Genomic DNA, 17,051 nt, shown 5'->3' with positions numbered 1-17,051 from the left:
ACGGGGCGTCTAAGGTGTGATGTTGGGCATCGTGCGCTTCAATGCTTCGAAATGTTGAGAACCCCCTCGGTTGTCCCGAACAGCCAGATAAGTTTCGAGGCCTTCATGGTACTCAATCGCCTCATCAACTTTTTTGTCTGATCCCTTCACATAGAGGCCTGCTTGAATCATTAGTTCGGCGTTCTTGTAATTACTCATGTGTTCTCGCGCCCTTGCGATCAGGGCATTTTCATGCCGTTCCGCAGCCGCGGGCAGGGATCTAGAGACGGACCGCAGTACGTCAATCGCTGGGAAACGTCCTTTTTCTGCTATTTCTCGGTCCATCACAACGTGACCATCTAAAATCCCTCGTAAGATATCGGCAATAGGTTCTTCCATGTCGGATCCGGCGACCAATACAGAGAAAATAGCTGTAATATCTCCGGACGTTTCTGTTCCGGGCCCCGCTCTTTCGCACAGATTGGCGACTATAGGGACCATTGATGTTGGAAAGCCTCTTAATGAAGTTGGTTCACCAGCTGCAACGGCAATTTCTCGATGTGCTTCGCAAAACCGGGTCACTGAATCGGCAAACAGCACAACATGCATTCCCTTTTCTCTAAAGTGTTCAGCAACCGCCATTGCAGCAAGTGCGCAACGGTACCGTAACTGAGGTGCCCTATCAGAGGTCGCAGCGACGACGATTGCGCGTTTCATCCCCTCGGGCCCAAGAACATTCTCGAGAAAGTGTACAAGTTCTCGCCCGCGTTCGCCTATGAGCGCGATGACAATCAGATCAGCAGAAATACTTCTGGCGAGATCCGCGATCAACGTCGATTTACCGACACCGGAACCTGCAAAAAGGCCGATCCTTTGTCCTCTGACTAAAGGCAAGAAGGTGTTAAAAACCGCGAGCGACGTTTCTAATCGTTTGCCCATTTGCCGTCGGGCATGTGCCGGTGGTGGAGCACGACGTAAAGATGCAATTTGCGTGCCCCGTACGAGCGGCAGCCCATCCAGAGGGTGACCGTCTGGATCGATGACCCTTCCGATCCAGCTGTCGTCAGGCGCGAAACGGACGGGTTGATTGAGTTGCACACGGTCGCCCAATTTGACGCCTTCTAAGTCATCGTCGACGAGAACGTGAACTTTGCCATTGGTCATGCGGATGATTTCGCCATTTACGCGCCGTTCCCCCGACAATATCGAAATCGGATCGCCAAGCCCCGCAAGTTGCGAAAGTCCGGAAACTTGAACCGCTGATCCGCTAATTTCTGCAATTCTTCCAATGGGATGCGTTGGCGTCAGCGTCTGAATGGCGTGAGCGACGTTGTCGAGAAATGTATTGTTCATCGTGATCCTTTGGATTTGAGACAACTTCTTTTTAAGGAATCACCGTTAAAGCTTCGTTGAAGTCACACGAGGGAGAACCCCGATGTATCAAAATCTGGAATTATTTCAGACATCCGGCGCAATAGCGCGACATGCCGGAAGCCGTCAGGCCGTCGTCGCACAAAACATTGCTAACGCAGACACGCCGGGATTTCGCGCATTGCAGGTCCCGTCATTTTCGGAAGCTGTCAAAAACAGCGGCGTCGGCGCGATGAAGATGACGCGATCCAATCATTTGCACGGCGACATCAAAGCGACGGTAATCGCAAGAGTGACAGAGTCCGCTGCGGAACCTTCACCCAACGGAAACTCTGTTTCGATCGAAGATGAAATGCTCCACTCTGTTGAAGTCACACGAGAGCATTCACGCGCGCTCGCGATTTATCGCCACGGCCTGACAGTCATCCGTGCAACGTTGGGGCGCTAAGTAATGGCGTATGACTTTTCAGAAGCGATGTCCGTCGCATCAAGTGGCATGAAAGCGCAGGCGAGCCGTTTACGCCATGTTTCCGAAAACATCGCGAATACCGATACGCCCGGATATCGCCGAAAAACAGTATCGTTCGAAGAAACGTTACGCGGGCCTGATCAAGGAACGGTCGAAATTGGCAACGTCCGGCTCGACCAGAGTAACCTCAATCGCGTTTTTGATCCGAACCATCATTTGGCAGATGAGAACGGCTTTTACGATGGATCAAATGTGAATCTTCTCATTGAAATTGCAGACGCCCGCGAAGCGCAACGAAGCTACGAGGCGAACCTCAAAATGTTCGATCAAGTTCGACAAATGTCGACTTCACTCATGGATTTGCTCAGAAGATAAGGAATAGTCAGAATGGATATTCGAAACACAGTCGCCGCTCAGAATTATGCTGCGACCAAAGCCGTCACAGGCGCTGACCCCGCTGCGGCAGGAGGCGTAGTTTTCGACACAGCAAAGGACTTCATCTCTACGCTGCAACAAAGCGAAGCGACGGCGGTCTCTGCGATGACAACCGGTGCGGACCCCCATTCGTTGGTACAGGCCTTGGCGCAGACGGAACTTGCCGTTCAATCTGTCGTGGCCGTGAGGGACAAGGTTGTAGAAGCATATCAAGAACTGCTGCGGATGCCGATCTGATGATGTCCGAAGCCCTGTTTTATGACACGTTGAGAGCTGGCCTTTGGACTGCCTTTGTCGTGTCAATTCCGATTTTGACAGTTGCGTTGACGGTCGGGCTTGTCATTGGCCTGTTCCAAGCGCTGACGTCAATTCAAGAAATGACGCTGACCTTTGTGCCGAAACTTGGCGCAATCGTAGCGGTCTTTTGGGGGACGATGGGGTTCATGTCAGAAACACTTGTTAGCTTTTTTCAGGCGACTTTGATGCCCGTCATAATCGGAGGTTAGTGATGGATAATGCGACCTATGCTGCGCTTACCCGCCAGTCCGGATTGGCGAATGAATTGCGTGTCGTTGCCAATAATATCGCGAACGCATCTACGACAGGATTTCGTGCGGAAGGCGTGGTCTTTTCCGAATACGTCAACGTTCTCAGCAATGATCACGATTCCCTATCGATGGCGAGCGCGCGCGTTCGGGAAACCAATGATGCGCAAGGGGTACTGAAACAGACCAATGCGACATTTGATTTGGCTATCGAAGGCGAAGGTTTTTTTCTCGTCCAGACGCCGGCCGGGGAACGTCTGACGCGTGCGGGTCACTTTACGCCAAATGCGAACGGCGACTTGGTGGATGCTGATGGCTTTCCGGTGCTGGATGCCGGCGGTGCGCCAGTGTTTGTTCCAACCGGTGCCGGCCCGGTCGGCATCGGGGCGGATGGCGTAATCAGCGCGGGTGGTCAGTTGGTTGGGCAGATTGGTGTTGTCGTCCCTACGAATCCACTCGGATTGATCCGCGAAGGCGGTACGCGTTTCGAAGCCCCTGACGGGTTTGATCCGGCACAAGAGGCGCGAGTTGTTCAGGGTTTTCTTGAAGGGTCAAATGTAAATCCCACGCAAGAAATTGCGCGGATGATTGAAGTGCAACGTTCCTACGAGTTGGGCCAAAGTTTCTTGGACAAAGAAGACGAGCGTATCCGCGCCGTCATGCAGGCGTTAGGTCGCTAAAGGAGTATTAAGATGCGAGCACTACAGATTGCGGCTGCTGGTATGGCGGCTCAACAAACTCGGGTTGAAGTGATTTCAAACAACCTCGCGAACATGAATACGACTGGCTACAACGCACGGCGTGCAGAGTTTGCGGACCTTCATTATCAACAGGTTGCCCGACCCGGGACGATAAACGCGACAGATGGAACTGTTCTGCCGACAGGTATTCAAATGGGTCTGGGGGTGCGACCAACAGCCGTCTCGATGATCTTGGCGCAAGGTACCGTCGCACAAACCGGCGGGGATCTAGATGTTGCGATCGAAGGGCGTGGATATCTTGAGGTCACGCTCCCGAATGGGACAGCCGCATATACGCGTGACGGCGGTCTGAAACGCACAGGTGATGGGCTGATTGTGACAACGGATGGTTATCCGGTTGTCCCCAATATTACGATTCCGCAAGAGGCCCAGTCGATTTCGATCAATGCCGATGGTGAAGTTTACGCATTCTTCAATGATCGTGTCGAACCGGAACAATTAGGCCAGTTGAATCTTGCAGGTTTCACAAATCCCAAGGGACTTGAGGCGATCGGGTCTAACAATTTTGTGGAGAGCCCAGCGTCTGGCCCCCCGACCATCTCCGCGCCTGGTGTCGATGGTCTTGGCACTTTCCGGCAAGGCTACGTTGAAGAAAGCTCGGTTGACCCAGTCAAAGAAGTGACCGACTTGATCGAGGCCCAGCGGGGGTACGAGCTCAACTCTAAGGTCATCTCTGCAGCCGACCAGATGCTTGGTGCAACGGTGCAAATCCGATGATTAGAGTGTTGGTTTGGCTCACCTTTAGTGCTTCTATCGCCAATGCAGATGTCTTGGTTGCTACTCGTGTAATCCCTGCAAATGCGGTTATTTCGGCCGATGATATACAATTGCGAGATGTTTCCGCGCCTAGCGGCATCCAAGACCCCAATCTGGTCATCGGAATGGAGGCGCGCAAAGCGCTATTCGCGGGGCGCCCGATATTGACTTCAGATATAGGCGTCCCGGCGGTTGTTGAGCGCAACCAACTGGTTCAGCTTGTTTTTCGTCGTAGTGGGTTGGTCATTAGGACCGACGGCCGTGCGATGGGGCGGGCGGGCCCCGGAGATATTGTACGTGTCATGAACCTCGCGTCGCGCTCTCTAGTAACCGCAAAAGTCGATGCAGAGGGGGTTGCTCATGTTTTGCAATAAAATTCCAATTTTGCACGCCCTTGCCACATTTTTTCTCTTCGCGGCATGTTCATCCACACCAATCGCAAGCGCCCCACCACTTACCAACCCAAACGCAACGCAAGAACGTTCGGCGTTTGCAGCGTTTCCAAGCCCGAACCGACTTCCTCCGGCTGGCATGCGAAATGTAACGTCGGCATCGCTCTGGTCTAGGGAAAGAGGTTCGCTGCTGGGTGATCGACGGGCTGTCGAAGCCGGTGACATTTTGACGGTGGTCATTGAGATCGACGAAAGTGCCGAAATTTCAAATGCATCTGACCGCGCGAGATCTGCCTCGCAAGATTTGGGGATTCCACAACTTTTTGGCCTTCCGCAGCGCATCGATAATGCGGCTCCTGAAGGAGCCTCGTTGGCGAGTGCCGTGTCGGTGAATTCGCAGAGTTCGTCAAACGGCAACGGAAGCGTAAGCCGAAATGAAAAGTTAGAGCTGAGAGTCGCTGCTGCGGTCGTGGATGTTTTGCCGAATGGTGTATTGAGCATCGTTGGCAATCAAGAAGTGCGTGTAAATTTTGAATTACGAGAGCTTCTAGTGACCGGGTTCGTGCGTCCAGCCGACATTACCCGTCAAAATGAAATCACATATGACAAGATTGCCTCAGCGCGCATTTCCTACGGAGGAAGAGGACAGATTACCGACATGCAACAACCGCGCTATGGCCAGCAGGCACTAGAAGCTATTCTACCGTTTTAAGAGGTACTCATGAAACTGTTATTGATACCACTCGTTTGCTTGATTTTGGGCGTAGGCGGCGGAGTTGGGGCCGGAATCTTTCTATTGCCGGACCCCGAACCTGAACCTGAACCCGCAATAGCATCAACAGACGAAAGCACGGATAGTGTCGAAGAGCCGGCGGTAGAAAGTCCAGCTGCTGTGAGTTTAGAAGTATCGGGCGTCGAATATATTGACCTAACCAACCAATTCATTGTGCCGTTGCTGATCGATGGTAAAGTCAGCGCCATTGTTGTTTTGGCGATTGGCCTAGAGGTGGCGGAAGGGACTATGCAGGAGGTCATGCTTGGTGAACCAAAGTTGCGCGCGGCTTTTCTGCAAACGCTTTTTAACCATGCTAACAATGGCGGTTTCGATGGAAATTTCACTGCATTTTCCACTATGCAAACTTTGCGTCGGGAATTGTTACTTGTCGCCCAATCCATCTCAGGAAGTCGGGTATCAGATGTTCTGATTTTGGACGTTGTTCGTCAGGTGCCTTAACCTAAAAGCTCTTAAACAACATAAGCCTTGTATTAATTATCTTTCGCAATGGACTTGATTGCAAGGTACCTACCGTAGGACTTACTCAGTCGGTTTCGGGCGATTTCCTCTTGTCCTGTAAGGGTGAAACGTTCCATGTTAATTGTTGCCTGCGTGCGATCAATCCAACGCCCCCAGTGGAAGCTTTGGTTCTGGATCGTCGAGCTTGTCGAAGATTGCACGCCAAGGTGACGGCTATCATCTAGCCGACTGTTCATGTCCTGTAGGTCCTGGCACCGTTGAATGGTCAAACTTAACTTGTTTTGGTCGCTAAGATACTGAAGCCTAGAGATTTCCAGAATTTTTCTTAAGTTCTTGCTCATAATCATAATCTATTAATATTTAACGGATTGCGCGAAACGAATGGCGGCAGCGACGGCCTGATAGAAGTCAACGGGCACCTCGTCGCCGATTTGCGCGATGGTTGAAAGGTGTCGAGCTGTCGGAATATCGATGTGAACTGGAACGCCTGCGGACTCTGCAACTTGTTTGATCTTTAACGCGATTTCATCGATACCCTTCGCTACCACAATTGGTGCGTTTGATTTCGTTGGATTCCATTCAAGGGCAACAGCGTAATGTGTCGGGTTGACGATTACCACATCAGCGTTAGGAACATCATGTATCATTCTGTTGGTTGCAATGTCCAAAGCCCGTTGTCGACGCAAACTTTTGAAGTGAGGATCCCCTTCTGCATCGCGATGTTCGTCTTTGAGCTCCTGAAAGCTCATCATGTTCTTCTTCGTAAATTGAGAAACCTGCCAAACGTAATCAATTGCAGCGATTGCGGACGCAATCATACCTGTCGCAATTAGCAACATAAGCGCTTTGTTGAAGATGAAGTTTATGCCTGTCCGGCCGTCTAGTCGCGACAGGTTTGAAATGTGATCTATCAAAGGTAAAATTAATGCGGTAAGTGCCGCTGAAAACAGAACTAGTTTAACGAAGCTTTTTAGGAATTCAAAAATTCCGTTGGCACCAAACTTTTTCTTAAAGCCAGCAACAGGTGAAATACGATCAAGCTTCGGCGCGATGTTTGACGCCACGAAGATGGCTGACCGTTGAACGGCTATCATAAGAACAATGACGATCAGTGGTCCCAGTATGAATGGCGCATTTCTTGATAGAACGCTCAGAAGCTTCTCTTTAATCACGCTGTGATTGGACGATTGCGATGCATTTAGTTGTTCTAGCAAGGCTGGGGAAAAAAACGTACTGAGCGTGGCTGTTGTTTCCTTCATGATAGTTGCGCCAAAAATGAAGAGCACCAAGATCATCGACAGATAAGTTAGAGCGACACCAACCTCTTGCGATCTAGGGATTTCACCTTTCTTCCGCGCGTCGTCCAGCTTTTTCTGCGTTGGTTGGTGCGACTTTTCGTGTGAGTCCTCCATTCACTGAAAGCCCAAAATCGCAGCGATCGCGTATGCGCTTTCAAGCCATGTTTCCAGCATTGGACGCGCGGAAATGACCAATAGACCGATGGAAGCAGCGATGATGCCAGGCGCACCAACGAAGCTAACTAATAACTGAGGCATGGCGCGGTTTATTGCGCCTAAAGTCATGTTATAAAAAAGTGATAGTGCCATGAACGGCAACGCAAGCTGGAACGCCAACGCATAACATTCGGAAACTGCTTGGACCAAGATGTTGAGCGCATTGCCGGCATCCGGGCGTACATTTGCCGGATGCCACATGTACGATTGCAGGAAAAAAGCTGCTAGCTTATCGAGAAATCCAGATAGCATTAATACAGCGATGCCGGAAATGGTCAGAATATTGCTAACGGTTGATTGTGCCTCGTTCGATACGGATCCGCCAAAAATTTGAGCGATTGAGCTGGATTGAGCGATAATCGTGCCGGCAATTTGGAGCGAAAATATACTCATCCTGATCGTTAAGCCAATCAGGAGCCCCTTAACCGCTTCACTCAGAAGAATTTCTGCGGCCCCGGCGTTGCTAGGCGTGATCGCGGCAAAGTCAGTGAGGGCAAGTGGCGCGATAGTTATACTTAGCATCATCGCAAAACCGAGCTTGTACTGGGTGGGTACATAGGATGCGGAAACACCAGGTAACAGGAAGACGATCGCCGAAATTCGAGCGAAAATGGCTAGCAAGTTCATCGCGCCAGCTTCGTCCATAAGTTCGAAGATGAACGATAGATCGATCACGGATGGATTACTCCAACCAGATTTAACGATACGTTTTGATCGATCTCATCATAAGAAAGCACCGGATTTGAAATGCCTTTGGCCGAGAGAATACTGCTGATAAATTTTCGCCGCTTGCTTGTCGTTACAATTGCGGTCTGACTCTTCGAGTCACTCGCGGCCCCAATTTTTTCTGATGTTTTGTCCAACAGTTCTTGTAGCAGAGGAGGTGGAAGAGCGATTTCACCTCTTTGGTTCGCATCCGCATTAATTTGGTACGTTGCGAAAATCTTTTCCCACTCTTGGGCTAATTGGACAACGTTGAGGTGATCATTTTCGTCCTTTATCTTGTCCAGTATTTGGAAGCCTAGGCGGCTTCTGACGTGTTCGTAAATGCTATCCCAATTTTTGCTAAATTGTTGGCCCTCCGCAATGGCTTCGATGATTAACTGAAGGTTCTTAATGGATATGTTTTCGTCCAATAGCGAACGTGTGGTTCCGTGGAGTAACTCCAATGAAACTTTTTCAGGGATCATAGTGTCTAAAAACTTCTTATTTGCTGCAGCTCTACGTTCGTCCGCGATGACCGTCATCTCGTGTAGCCGTTCTTGGAGGGCGGACATGCTCAATATTTTGGAGAAATTCTTTTTAAGAATTTCTAACAGGTGGGTCGCCAATATTTCTGCGGGTCGAACAACGGTTAAGCCATTTAGAGTCGCCTCTTCTGCGCTTGCTGGTTCCACCCATATCGCGGGTGCGTTAAAGACAGGTTCAGTCACCTCTTCACCAACGATTGGCAATCCATCGGAATTGGATGTTAATACCATTTGAAGATCGGGCCTCAATTGATATCGACCGTGCGGCACACCCAGCAAGTTGATAACGTATTCACCTTCCGGTAACATAGGATTATCGGTCAGGTGAACTTCCGGTAACAGAATCCCATATTCACGAGCGACATGTTTTCGTATGTTTGCTATTCTCATGTCCAGGCCAGTTATGTGATCCAATGCCATTGGCGTGAGGTCATTTGCGAAATCGATGTGAATTTCATCGGTTTCTAAAAGGTTTGAAATGGATTGCTTGGGAGCTTCTGGCACAGGTGCTGTCTGGTCATTGGATATTTGCTCATTCTCTTCACGTTTGCTTTTTAAGCGTGACGCCCCTGCCAAACCGAGGACGATGGCACCACCGAGAAATGGGACGAAAGGCAGGCCGGGAATAAGTGCGAAAAAGCCAAGTAGCACAGCGACCGAGATCAGCGCGGCAGGATGTTTTCCAAGTTGCTCAAGTACCGTCGTATCGGTCGCGCCAGTCGCGCCACCGCGGGCGAGAAGCAGTGCGGAAGCGATCGAGATAAGCACGGCGGGTATCTGTGAAACAAGACCATCACCAACGGTTAGGATTGAGTAAGTTGCAAACCCGTCAGCGAGAGACATTTGATGACCAAAGACGCCAATCGCGAGGCCGACAAAAAGGTTCAAAGCGGTGATCAAAAGACCCGCAATTGCATCGCCTTTTACAAATTTTGACGCGCCATCGAGGGATCCGAAAAACGTTGTTTCGGCCTGTTCGGTCTCGCGCCGTTCTTTGGCTTGCTCATGAGTAATTGCGCCGGATGCAAGATCGCTGTCGATAGCCATCTGTTTCCCGGGCATGGCATCCAGTGCAAATCGTGCGCCGACCTCAGCCATCCGCGTGGCACCCTTGTTGATAACCAAGAAATTGACCATCAACAAAACGCAAAATACTACCAGACCCAACGCGATGTTTCCGCCCATTACGAACATCGCAAATCCTTCGATGACATTTCCGGCCGCGGAAGTTCCTGTATGGCCATTGCCGATGATCAATTTTGTCGAAGCGATATTGAGAGACAGCCTGAGAATGAGCGAACCAAGCAAGATGGTTGGGAACGCTGAAAAATCTAACGGCCGCTGTATGAAAAGCGTTACGGTAAACATAAGAATTGCGAGCGCGAAAGAAGCGGCCAATCCCACGTCTAATGCCCATGACGGCACTGGAAGAACCATGATGCAAATGACGCCCATCAAGACAAAGGCAAGTGCTATTGTGGAGTTTGATGAGTTTTTGGACATCATGAACCTATTGCTACGAATAAGGAAATGCGACTAGCGGTCAATTGAGGAGAGTTGGCTCAGAATTGATGATCGAAGAGCTTGTGTATCATCGAGGAGTTCGCGAATTTCCGTACTGTTTAGTGTTGAAAAGCTTTCCGGCGAAGGTGGATCTAGTGCTGCATCAAGGTTGAGTTCGATCGGTTCATCAGCTTGCTCCCTCTTTCCTGTGGCGGGTTGATCGCTTGCTTCACGTTGGTCGAGTATCTGAAATTCAACCATACGGTCCGATAGCAATTCTAAAGTGTCTTCGGTTAGCGGCCAGTCATCGCGAAGGAAGAAGGCCGCTAGGAAATCAGTATCGTTCGCATTTTGGGAAATTTCGGCAAATACCCTGTTGGCAATGCCGTCTACAGACCTGTCCTGAGACGGCGCGTGTTGAAATTCTTCCAGCTTACGGATGGCACCGGAGTAGTTGTTAGAATTTAGTAGCGAAACAATTTCTGCTTCTAATAACTCAAACCATAGTGGTGTACCTTGGTGTTCGAAACGAATGGCCTCTGAAATACCCGTTGCATTGTGATGATCGTTAAGCGCAAGAATATCTAACATCACCTCTGGTTGATCTCTATTTGCGATCTTGATTTCGGAGGTTGGGATGCTCTGGGGTGCAATCTCAGTTTTCTCAACGCCGGCTTCAGTGGCAACATCGGAAAAAGAGAGGATTTCAGCGGCAGAAGAGTATTCGTTATTCCTGATGAGCATATCATGAAGGCGGGCAGTGACATGCTGCCTGAGCCATCTAGGTAGCGCTTTAAAATGTAGGAGAACTAGATCGCTCTTTATGTCATTTTCTGACACGCCCTTCATGCTCAATGCATACCATAAGTAATTCGAATTTTCGCATCGTTGCATTCGTTGCCAAAAATCGGACGTATCAATGTGGTCTTGTAGAAGTTTTGCGATCTGCTTGAGTAATTCCACTTCTTCAGTCTTGGTACTAACTTGATCTAGGATTTGAGACGCCTCAATTTCTAGACCGAGTTCCAGGTATTGAAGCGCAAGGGAAACCATTCTTTCATCATTTGAATTTCCCGTCTCAGAAAAGACCAGTTTCCGTGTCGCGATCAGGGTCTCGAAGTCTATTTCTTCTACTGTTGAACCAAAAAGTTCTGCTGACCTAAAGGCATGGCAGGCTGTATCGGGGGTGATCGGATTTAAACCCTGCGCGTCACTACTCGTTGTGTCGATGCCGATGTTCAGTGACAAAATTGAGGTTTGGATGCCGTTTGCAGTGGCATTGGTAGGTTCTCTGTCACCATCACTTTTCTGGTGCAATTCGATACGACCCGACGTTGCCGCAGTTGATAGTTCGCGAGCAAGAAACTCAGGTATATAAACGCTATCAGGTTCCTGAATGAGGGGCGCTTCGACTTGGTTAACTTCGTAATTTGGGGTAGCCTCAACCAGAAGATCCCTCCACCATGCACCATTTGGAATGTCTCCATTTGACGTAGCTTTTTCAACAATCATCTCAGGGAACACATTGATAATATCAATTACCAAGAAAACATCTTGGTACACGTATACATCTATACGACAATCACACTCGAAACTAACCTCAATTTGATTCCGGCGCTCACGCTCAATAAGCTTCGCGTAGATCTCCCCAGCGCCTATTGCGTCCGGATTCTTCTGTTCAAAGCGAAATCCCTCTGGAAGCTCAATTATTGATTTTCCCTGTTCTTGCTGAATTTTCCAATCTGTCCCACGTGGTATGGTTGCGACAAAACGTGGAAAATCTGACTGATCTCCCGATATGATCGGAACAACCTCTGAGTAAGCACTGCTTGCAGTCAGAAGTAGAGCGACCGTTGCCCACCTAGTCATTAGGACGCTTCTTTTTTGAGAGATTTCAATGCTTCTTCGAGATCGGTAAACGACGGACGGAAATGCGATGGAGTATTCTGGCGTCCGACCTCAATGCAAATGTTTGGTGCATGACGGTGAAGGTTTGCGACCAGTACTTCACGGATTAACCGATAGAAGTGCGCATCTTCCTCGATGACGGCACCAACGCGAAGAGCAAATGGGCCTACTAAGCCATAGGCTAAAAAAACACCTAGAAATGTACCGACAAGTGCCCCACCGATCAATTTCCCGAGGACTTCTGGAGGTTGATCAATTGAGCCCATTGTTTTGATGATTCCCAAAACAGCAGCGACAATTCCTAGGGCAGGCAGCCCGTCAGCGATGCTCTGTAAGGCATGTGTCGAATGCATATTGTGATGGTGGGTCGCATCGATGCGTTTTTCCAAGACCTCTTCGACCTGATGAGGATCGTCATAGTTCATTGACCCTGACCGAAGGGTGTCGCAGATCAAGCCAATAGCTTCTTTGTCTGCTGCGATCTTTGGATACCGTTCAAATATTTCAGAACTGGTCGGATCCTCAATATGCGCTTCAAGTTCAACTGGGTTTGTCCTTGCGATGCGAAGCAACTCAAATAGAAGACAAAGAAGATCGCGGTAGTCGCTTGTTTTCCAAGTTGGACCTTTGAAAACTTTCCCGACATCTTTCGCTGTATGCTTAATGCCAGCTGTATCGTTACTGATGACAAACGCACCAACTGCTGCCCCCACAATCATTATCATCTCGAATGGCAGGGATTTGAGGATAATGCCCATTTTACCGCCAGCGAGGAGGTAACCGCCGAACACCATTACAAAAATGATGACAATGCCAACTAGTCCTATCATAAGATTCTCACATTATTGCAATTATGGGCAGTCATTCAAAATTGAACGCATTAGCATTTCGACCTGCAAGCATGACGCTAATGGTGTGCGCATTTTCCGGTTCTAGTTCCGTCATTACAGCCGCTGCGGCTTCGGCTTGCATTAGCCCGAGGAAACCAGCAGCAAAGCCGGGTGCCATTTCTGAAAACAAGGCGGCAGTATCTTTTGGCTTCATGTTTTCGTAAACTGTCGCTAATCGCGCCAAATCATTTTCGGCAGCTGTATCTGCTAGTGCTAAGGTGCTAGCGAGTTTTTGCTCAATGATTGTGAGTTCTGATATTTTTTCGGAAATACGTAGCTCCGATTGGCTTAGATCATCCTTTAGTATTCTTAATTCTGCTTCGCGTTCCAATAAATCCGCTTCGCGAACTTCGAAGGCAGCGAGAATTGCTTCAATCGCTTCGCTACTAAATGGGATACCGATGATCTCGGTTGTGCTAGATGATGCAGTTAAATTGGAAATATCTGCGTCTTGAGCAAATGCAAAAAACTGCTGTTCCGAGGAGCGAATGATTCCGGATACTATTAGTATTGTTGCGAGTGCGCCAAGCGAGCTGCTATAGCGTTTTTTTCGATTGAGAATGCTCATTCGCCGCTCGCAGGTTGCGGTTCGCGCCGCGCAAAGAATGGATTTGATGCTTGCTGTTGCTTTTCTGTTGAGGGCAGGCTGTGAAGCGATGCAACAAGTAGTTCTAAGTGCTTTGCGGCTTCTTCCGCCCTCTGACTGCCTGCATTTAATTGCCGAACTGATTGATTTCCATTCTCTTGCGCCCGGCGTAACGATAGGTTCAGTTCGCTAATTTGGACCGACATCGTTTTTATTGCCTTTCCGATGTCGCTTTCGAGGCTTGTGAACCGGCGCAACCTTCGTGACAATATCATGCAATAAATGGCAACGCCAAATGCGCCTGCAGACAATAGTATATCTGATATGAAGGCCATTCTGGCGCCCCCTAATTAAGTACAAATTCCATTACCAGTAAGTCATTGACGCGGTTTTCGCCGGCAACGATTCTGACGCGGTGCAACATCTGCGAGCGAATTTTAATTAGCGCCGCTGGTGCTTCGAGATCTTCTACTTCTAAAGCTCTTAAATAACCGTTTAAGATGTCGATAATTCGCGGCTTAATTTTCTCGACTTCTTCTACCGCGGCTGGGTTGACATCTAGCTGGGCTGTAAAACGGAGTAATTGCCTGTCCGACCCGCTAGATAGTGTAATTACCATGGGGTCTAATGGGACGAAGGCCACATCTTCGCTTTCGGGCGGAATATCCGAAGTTTCTGTAGAATCTCCGGCTACCTCATTTGTTTTCCCGCCGATGATGCCGATCTTTACGAGGGTGAAGCCCCCTCCCGCGCCCGCGAGCAACAGTACAAACCCTAGGATTAGCGGAAGTTTCGTTTTTTTGGGCGGTGGTGGCACCTCTAGTTCGGCAGCGTCGGTCATGTTGCGACTCCATTAAATGTCTCTTGACGCGATTTAACCAAAGAAGCCCTAACTCGTTATTAATTGTTTGCATGCAATCAATCGATTGTTGGAGGCAGAAGGCCTCTGTTTGATCGGAGAACTGATTTGCAAAATTTACTCGACGTTTGGAATCGGTTGAGCATCGGGCAGCGGGTCGCGGCGATTGGCTCGAGTATTGGTGTTTTCTTGGTTGTCTTGTTTCTTGTGCAATCCCCTGGCGCGCGAGACATGTCACTGTTGTTCGGGGGGCTAGAACCAAGCGCGGCAGGTGACGTGCTAACTGCGCTTGACCAACAAGGTGTCATATACGAAGTGCGCGGTGGGGCGATCTATGTCGAAACGACCGCGCGCGATTCGCTTAGACTTGTTCTGGCGGGGCAGGGTTTACCGGTCAGTGGAGTCAACGGGTACGAATTGTTAGACAATCTCAGCGGGTTTTCGACAACGTCCCAAATGTTCGATGCGACATACTGGCGGGCAAAAGAAGGGGAACTTGCGCGTACAATTGTTGCGAACCCGCGCTTCCGTAGCGCGAGAGTTCATATTTCCTCTGCGTCGACGCGATCATTTCAACGATCGGAACCACCAAGCGCTGCAGTGACTGTGCAGTCATCCACAGGGATAATTTCCGCCAGTCAAGTCAAGGCGCTTCAGTACCTCGTTGCCTCTGCTGTCAGCGGCTTGGTTCCCGAAAATGTCGCAATTATTGACGCTACTGCGGGGCTTCTGTCAGGTGCCGATGATTTGCCCGGCGCCGCTGCGGATAATGAGCAAGCTGATATTCTTCGTGCGCGAGCTGAAAGGCTATTGTTGGCGCGGGTGGGGGCAGGGAATGCGGTTGTCGAACTCACAATGGAAACAGTCACTGATTCTGAGACGATATCCGAACGCACGGTGGATCCTGACAGCCGCGTAGCGATTAGTACAGAGGTTCAGGAAAGCGCTGAAAAATCGGAAGATTCCCGCGGCGGGGAGGTGACTGTTGCGTCCAATCTTCCAGACGGTGACGCAGCCGGCGGCGGAACAGCCAATAATGAGAATAGCGAAACACGCGCGCTCACAAATTTTGAGGTCTCTGAAACGCAAAGGGAAATTAAGCGACTGCCGGGTGCGGTTAAGCGCCTAACTGTGGCGGTATTGATCAATGATGCGGTGATCAAGAACCCTGATGGAACCACAACAGTTGAACCACGGTCGGACGAAGAATTGGCTGATCTACAAGAATTGGTAACGTCTGCCGTCGGCTTCGACGAGGCAAGAGGTGACCAAATCACTTTGCGATCAATGCCATTTGAGCCAATCCCTGAATTAGGGACAGAAGTATTCGCCGACAGTATTTCGACGTCATCTTTAGACATGATGCAACTCATTCAAATCGGGGTTTTGGCCGCAGTTGCGCTGATCCTCGGATTGTTTGTCGTGAAACCTATTTTGTCACCGAAGCCCGGAATGGCAGCCTTGCCACCGCCTGATGAAGGGGCGGAAAGCACCAGTTTCGTTGAAGACGATGCCCCACAAATGATGTCCGCCTTTCCGGACATGATGTCGATCGAAGGGCCAAGCGACGACGGTTTAGGTTTTGGTGACATGGGTGGAAGCGCCGCAGATGACCCAGTCACAAGATTGCAGGACATGATCACGGATCGGGAGACTGAAACGCTGCAAATTCTTGAAAATTGGATGGACGATCCTGAGCGGAAGGAGCCCGCATAAATGGTGTCATCCTTAAGTCTTGAAAGCTTTGATGGGCAGCATCTGAGCCAGACTGATCATCCTGAAAATATTGCGACATACGATGACGGATTCCGGGATGGGCAAGAGGCAGCAATTCTGGCGCATCAGAGCGAACAATCGCAGTTACGCGCAAAAGTCGCGGAGTCGCTGGTTGATGGCATGTTTGGGTACGAAGAAGCCCAATCCCATTTCTCGAATGGAACTGCAAGTTACGTTACGGCCATCTTGGAGCAAGTTTTGCCTGAGTTGCTTGCGCCAGCTTTGCATTTGAAATTGCGCCAATTGTTGCTTGGCGCGATTGAACGAGACAGCACGCATCCCATTGTCCTTCGCTTGCCACCGAATCAAATTGACGTGTTTCAGGCGGTCATTAGTGACCTCGATTTGTCCGAAATCGTGATTGAGGCTGATCCGGCCTTAACAGAACATGCGGCGTTTTTCATGGGTGGCGGGCACGAAACGTCCATTGATTTTGATGCCTTACACGAGGCCATCAAACATCATTCGAAAATCTTGATTACCCCAGCGAAGGAAGCTTCATAAGATGGAAGATGTTGTCGAAAAACAGACCACTGGACATGCGTCGGTACATCCTCTGCAACGCATCCCAATCGAGATATCGGTTTCCGTCGGCAAGGCAACGCCGCTGATCTCTGATCTGATGAACCTAACGGAAAATGCGGTTTTACCGTTGGATCGCAAAATTGATGATCCCGTAGAGCTTTATATCGGCGATCGGCTGGTTGCCCGCGGAGAACTGCAAGAACTGGAGGGGGGGGAACCGGGGCAGCTTGCGGTGCGGCTGACGGAGGTCGCCGTTCACAACGACGAGTTGGAATAA

21 protein-coding genes are annotated in these 17,051 nt (G+C 49.8%); 12 read left to right on the top strand and 9 right to left on the bottom strand.

All coding sequences use genetic code 11. From position 1 onward, the window contains the following. Positions 1 to 9 precede the first annotated feature (9 nt). Positions 10 to 1,332: a FliI/YscN family ATPase gene (locus K3729_17730; GenBank protein ID UWQ99211.1), complete on the bottom strand. Its 1,323-nt coding sequence runs from the start codon at positions 1,330 to 1,332 to the stop codon at positions 10 to 12. Positions 1,333 to 1,414: 82 nt separating this feature from the next. On the opposite strand from K3729_17730, the gene K3729_17725 reads away from it, so the two are divergent. The 9 genes from K3729_17725 to K3729_17685 are packed head-to-tail and all read left to right on the top strand — an operon-like array spanning position 1,415 to position 5,942. Then, positions 1,415 to 1,798, top strand: coding sequence for a FlgB family protein (locus K3729_17725; protein UWQ99210.1), 384 nt, complete (start codon positions 1,415 to 1,417; stop codon positions 1,796 to 1,798). A gap of 3 nt (positions 1,799 to 1,801) precedes the next feature. Continuing rightward, positions 1,802 to 2,194 carry a flagellar basal body rod protein FlgC gene (flgC, locus tag K3729_17720; protein UWQ99209.1) on the top strand — a complete coding sequence of 131 codons (393 nt, stop codon included), beginning with the start codon at positions 1,802 to 1,804 and terminating at the stop codon, positions 2,192 to 2,194. A 12-nt stretch (positions 2,195 to 2,206) separates the two neighbouring features. Next, positions 2,207 to 2,491 (top strand): flagellar hook-basal body complex protein FliE, encoded by a 285-nt coding sequence (gene fliE / locus K3729_17715; protein UWQ99208.1) that lies wholly within the window; start codon positions 2,207 to 2,209, stop codon positions 2,489 to 2,491. Next, positions 2,491 to 2,760 (top strand): flagellar biosynthetic protein FliQ, encoded by a 270-nt coding sequence (locus K3729_17710; GenBank protein ID UWQ99207.1) that lies wholly within the window; start codon positions 2,491 to 2,493, stop codon positions 2,758 to 2,760. The genes fliE and K3729_17710 overlap by 1 nt, the downstream gene beginning before the upstream one ends. Positions 2,761 to 2,762: 2 nt before the next feature. Then, positions 2,763 to 3,479, top strand: a complete 717-nt coding sequence (locus tag K3729_17705; protein UWQ99206.1) for a flagellar hook-basal body complex protein — start codon at positions 2,763 to 2,765, stop codon at positions 3,477 to 3,479. 12 nt (positions 3,480 to 3,491) lie between these two features. Then, positions 3,492 to 4,277 carry a flagellar basal-body rod protein FlgG gene (gene flgG / locus K3729_17700; protein ID UWQ99205.1) on the top strand — a complete coding sequence of 262 codons (786 nt, stop codon included), beginning with the start codon at positions 3,492 to 3,494 and terminating at the stop codon, positions 4,275 to 4,277. Further along, a complete protein-coding gene (gene flgA, locus K3729_17695; protein ID UWQ99204.1) occupies positions 4,274 to 4,690 on the top strand; it encodes a flagellar basal body P-ring formation chaperone FlgA in 417 nt (138 codons plus the stop codon). The genes flgG and flgA overlap by 4 nt, the downstream gene beginning before the upstream one ends. Then, positions 4,677 to 5,420 (top strand): flagellar basal body L-ring protein FlgH, encoded by a 744-nt coding sequence (locus tag K3729_17690; GenBank protein ID UWQ99203.1) that lies wholly within the window; start codon positions 4,677 to 4,679, stop codon positions 5,418 to 5,420. The genes flgA and K3729_17690 overlap by 14 nt, the downstream gene beginning before the upstream one ends. Positions 5,421 to 5,429: 9 nt before the next feature. Continuing rightward, positions 5,430 to 5,942, top strand: a complete 513-nt coding sequence (locus K3729_17685) for a flagellar basal body-associated protein FliL (GenBank protein ID UWQ99202.1) — start codon at positions 5,430 to 5,432, stop codon at positions 5,940 to 5,942. Positions 5,943 to 6,316: 374 nt separating this feature from the next. On the opposite strand, the gene K3729_17680 is transcribed toward K3729_17685, so the two are convergent. From K3729_17680 to K3729_17645, 8 genes are read right to left on the bottom strand one after another with little or no spacing between them, the layout of a single operon-like run. Continuing rightward, complete coding sequence (locus K3729_17680) at positions 6,317 to 7,375, bottom strand: flagellar type III secretion system protein FlhB (protein UWQ99201.1); 1,059 nt, start codon at positions 7,373 to 7,375, stop codon at positions 6,317 to 6,319. After that, positions 7,376 to 8,152, bottom strand: a complete 777-nt coding sequence (locus tag K3729_17675) for a flagellar biosynthetic protein FliR (protein UWQ99200.1) — start codon at positions 8,150 to 8,152, stop codon at positions 7,376 to 7,378. Further along, positions 8,149 to 10,230 carry a flagellar biosynthesis protein FlhA gene (locus K3729_17670; GenBank protein UWR01120.1) on the bottom strand — a complete coding sequence of 694 codons (2,082 nt, stop codon included), beginning with the start codon at positions 10,228 to 10,230 and terminating at the stop codon, positions 8,149 to 8,151. The genes K3729_17675 and K3729_17670 overlap by 4 nt, the downstream gene beginning before the upstream one ends. A gap of 33 nt (positions 10,231 to 10,263) precedes the next feature. After that, on the bottom strand, positions 10,264 to 12,099 hold the full coding sequence (locus K3729_17665; GenBank protein ID UWQ99199.1) for a hypothetical protein: 1,836 nt from the start codon (positions 12,097 to 12,099) through the stop codon (positions 10,264 to 10,266). Then, on the bottom strand, positions 12,099 to 12,968 hold the full coding sequence (gene motA / locus K3729_17660) for a flagellar motor stator protein MotA (GenBank protein ID UWQ99198.1): 870 nt from the start codon (positions 12,966 to 12,968) through the stop codon (positions 12,099 to 12,101). Before motA ends, K3729_17665 begins: the two co-directional genes overlap by 1 nt. Before the next feature lie 31 nt (positions 12,969 to 12,999). Then, positions 13,000 to 13,596 (bottom strand): hypothetical protein, encoded by a 597-nt coding sequence (locus K3729_17655; protein UWQ99197.1) that lies wholly within the window; start codon positions 13,594 to 13,596, stop codon positions 13,000 to 13,002. After that, positions 13,593 to 13,949 carry a hypothetical protein gene (locus tag K3729_17650; GenBank protein ID UWQ99196.1) on the bottom strand — a complete coding sequence of 119 codons (357 nt, stop codon included), beginning with the start codon at positions 13,947 to 13,949 and terminating at the stop codon, positions 13,593 to 13,595. The genes K3729_17655 and K3729_17650 overlap by 4 nt, the downstream gene beginning before the upstream one ends. 11 nt (positions 13,950 to 13,960) lie before the next feature. After that, a complete protein-coding gene (locus tag K3729_17645) occupies positions 13,961 to 14,455 on the bottom strand; it encodes a flagellar basal body-associated FliL family protein (GenBank protein UWQ99195.1) in 495 nt (164 codons plus the stop codon). 126 nt (positions 14,456 to 14,581) lie between these two features. Between K3729_17645 and fliF the strand changes: the two genes are divergently transcribed. Genes fliF through K3729_17630 form a run of 3 tightly spaced genes read left to right on the top strand, consistent with a single transcriptional unit; the run spans position 14,582 to position 17,051 of the window. Next, complete coding sequence (fliF, locus tag K3729_17640) at positions 14,582 to 16,189, top strand: flagellar M-ring protein FliF (protein UWQ99194.1); 1,608 nt, start codon at positions 14,582 to 14,584, stop codon at positions 16,187 to 16,189. Next, entirely contained in the window at positions 16,190 to 16,753 is a 564-nt protein-coding gene (locus K3729_17635) for a hypothetical protein (protein ID UWQ99193.1), read from the top strand. A 1-nt stretch (position 16,754) separates the two neighbouring features. Beyond that, on the top strand, positions 16,755 to 17,051 hold the full coding sequence (locus K3729_17630) for a FliM/FliN family flagellar motor C-terminal domain-containing protein (GenBank protein UWQ99192.1): 297 nt from the start codon (positions 16,755 to 16,757) through the stop codon (positions 17,049 to 17,051).

It is taken from the genome of Rhodobacteraceae bacterium S2214 (assembly GCA_025141675.1).
Classification (GTDB): Bacteria; Pseudomonadota; Alphaproteobacteria; order Rhodobacterales; family Rhodobacteraceae; genus Yoonia.
The sequence above is the reverse complement of the archived record's forward strand: the minus strand, read 5'-3'. Positions and strand labels throughout refer to the sequence as shown.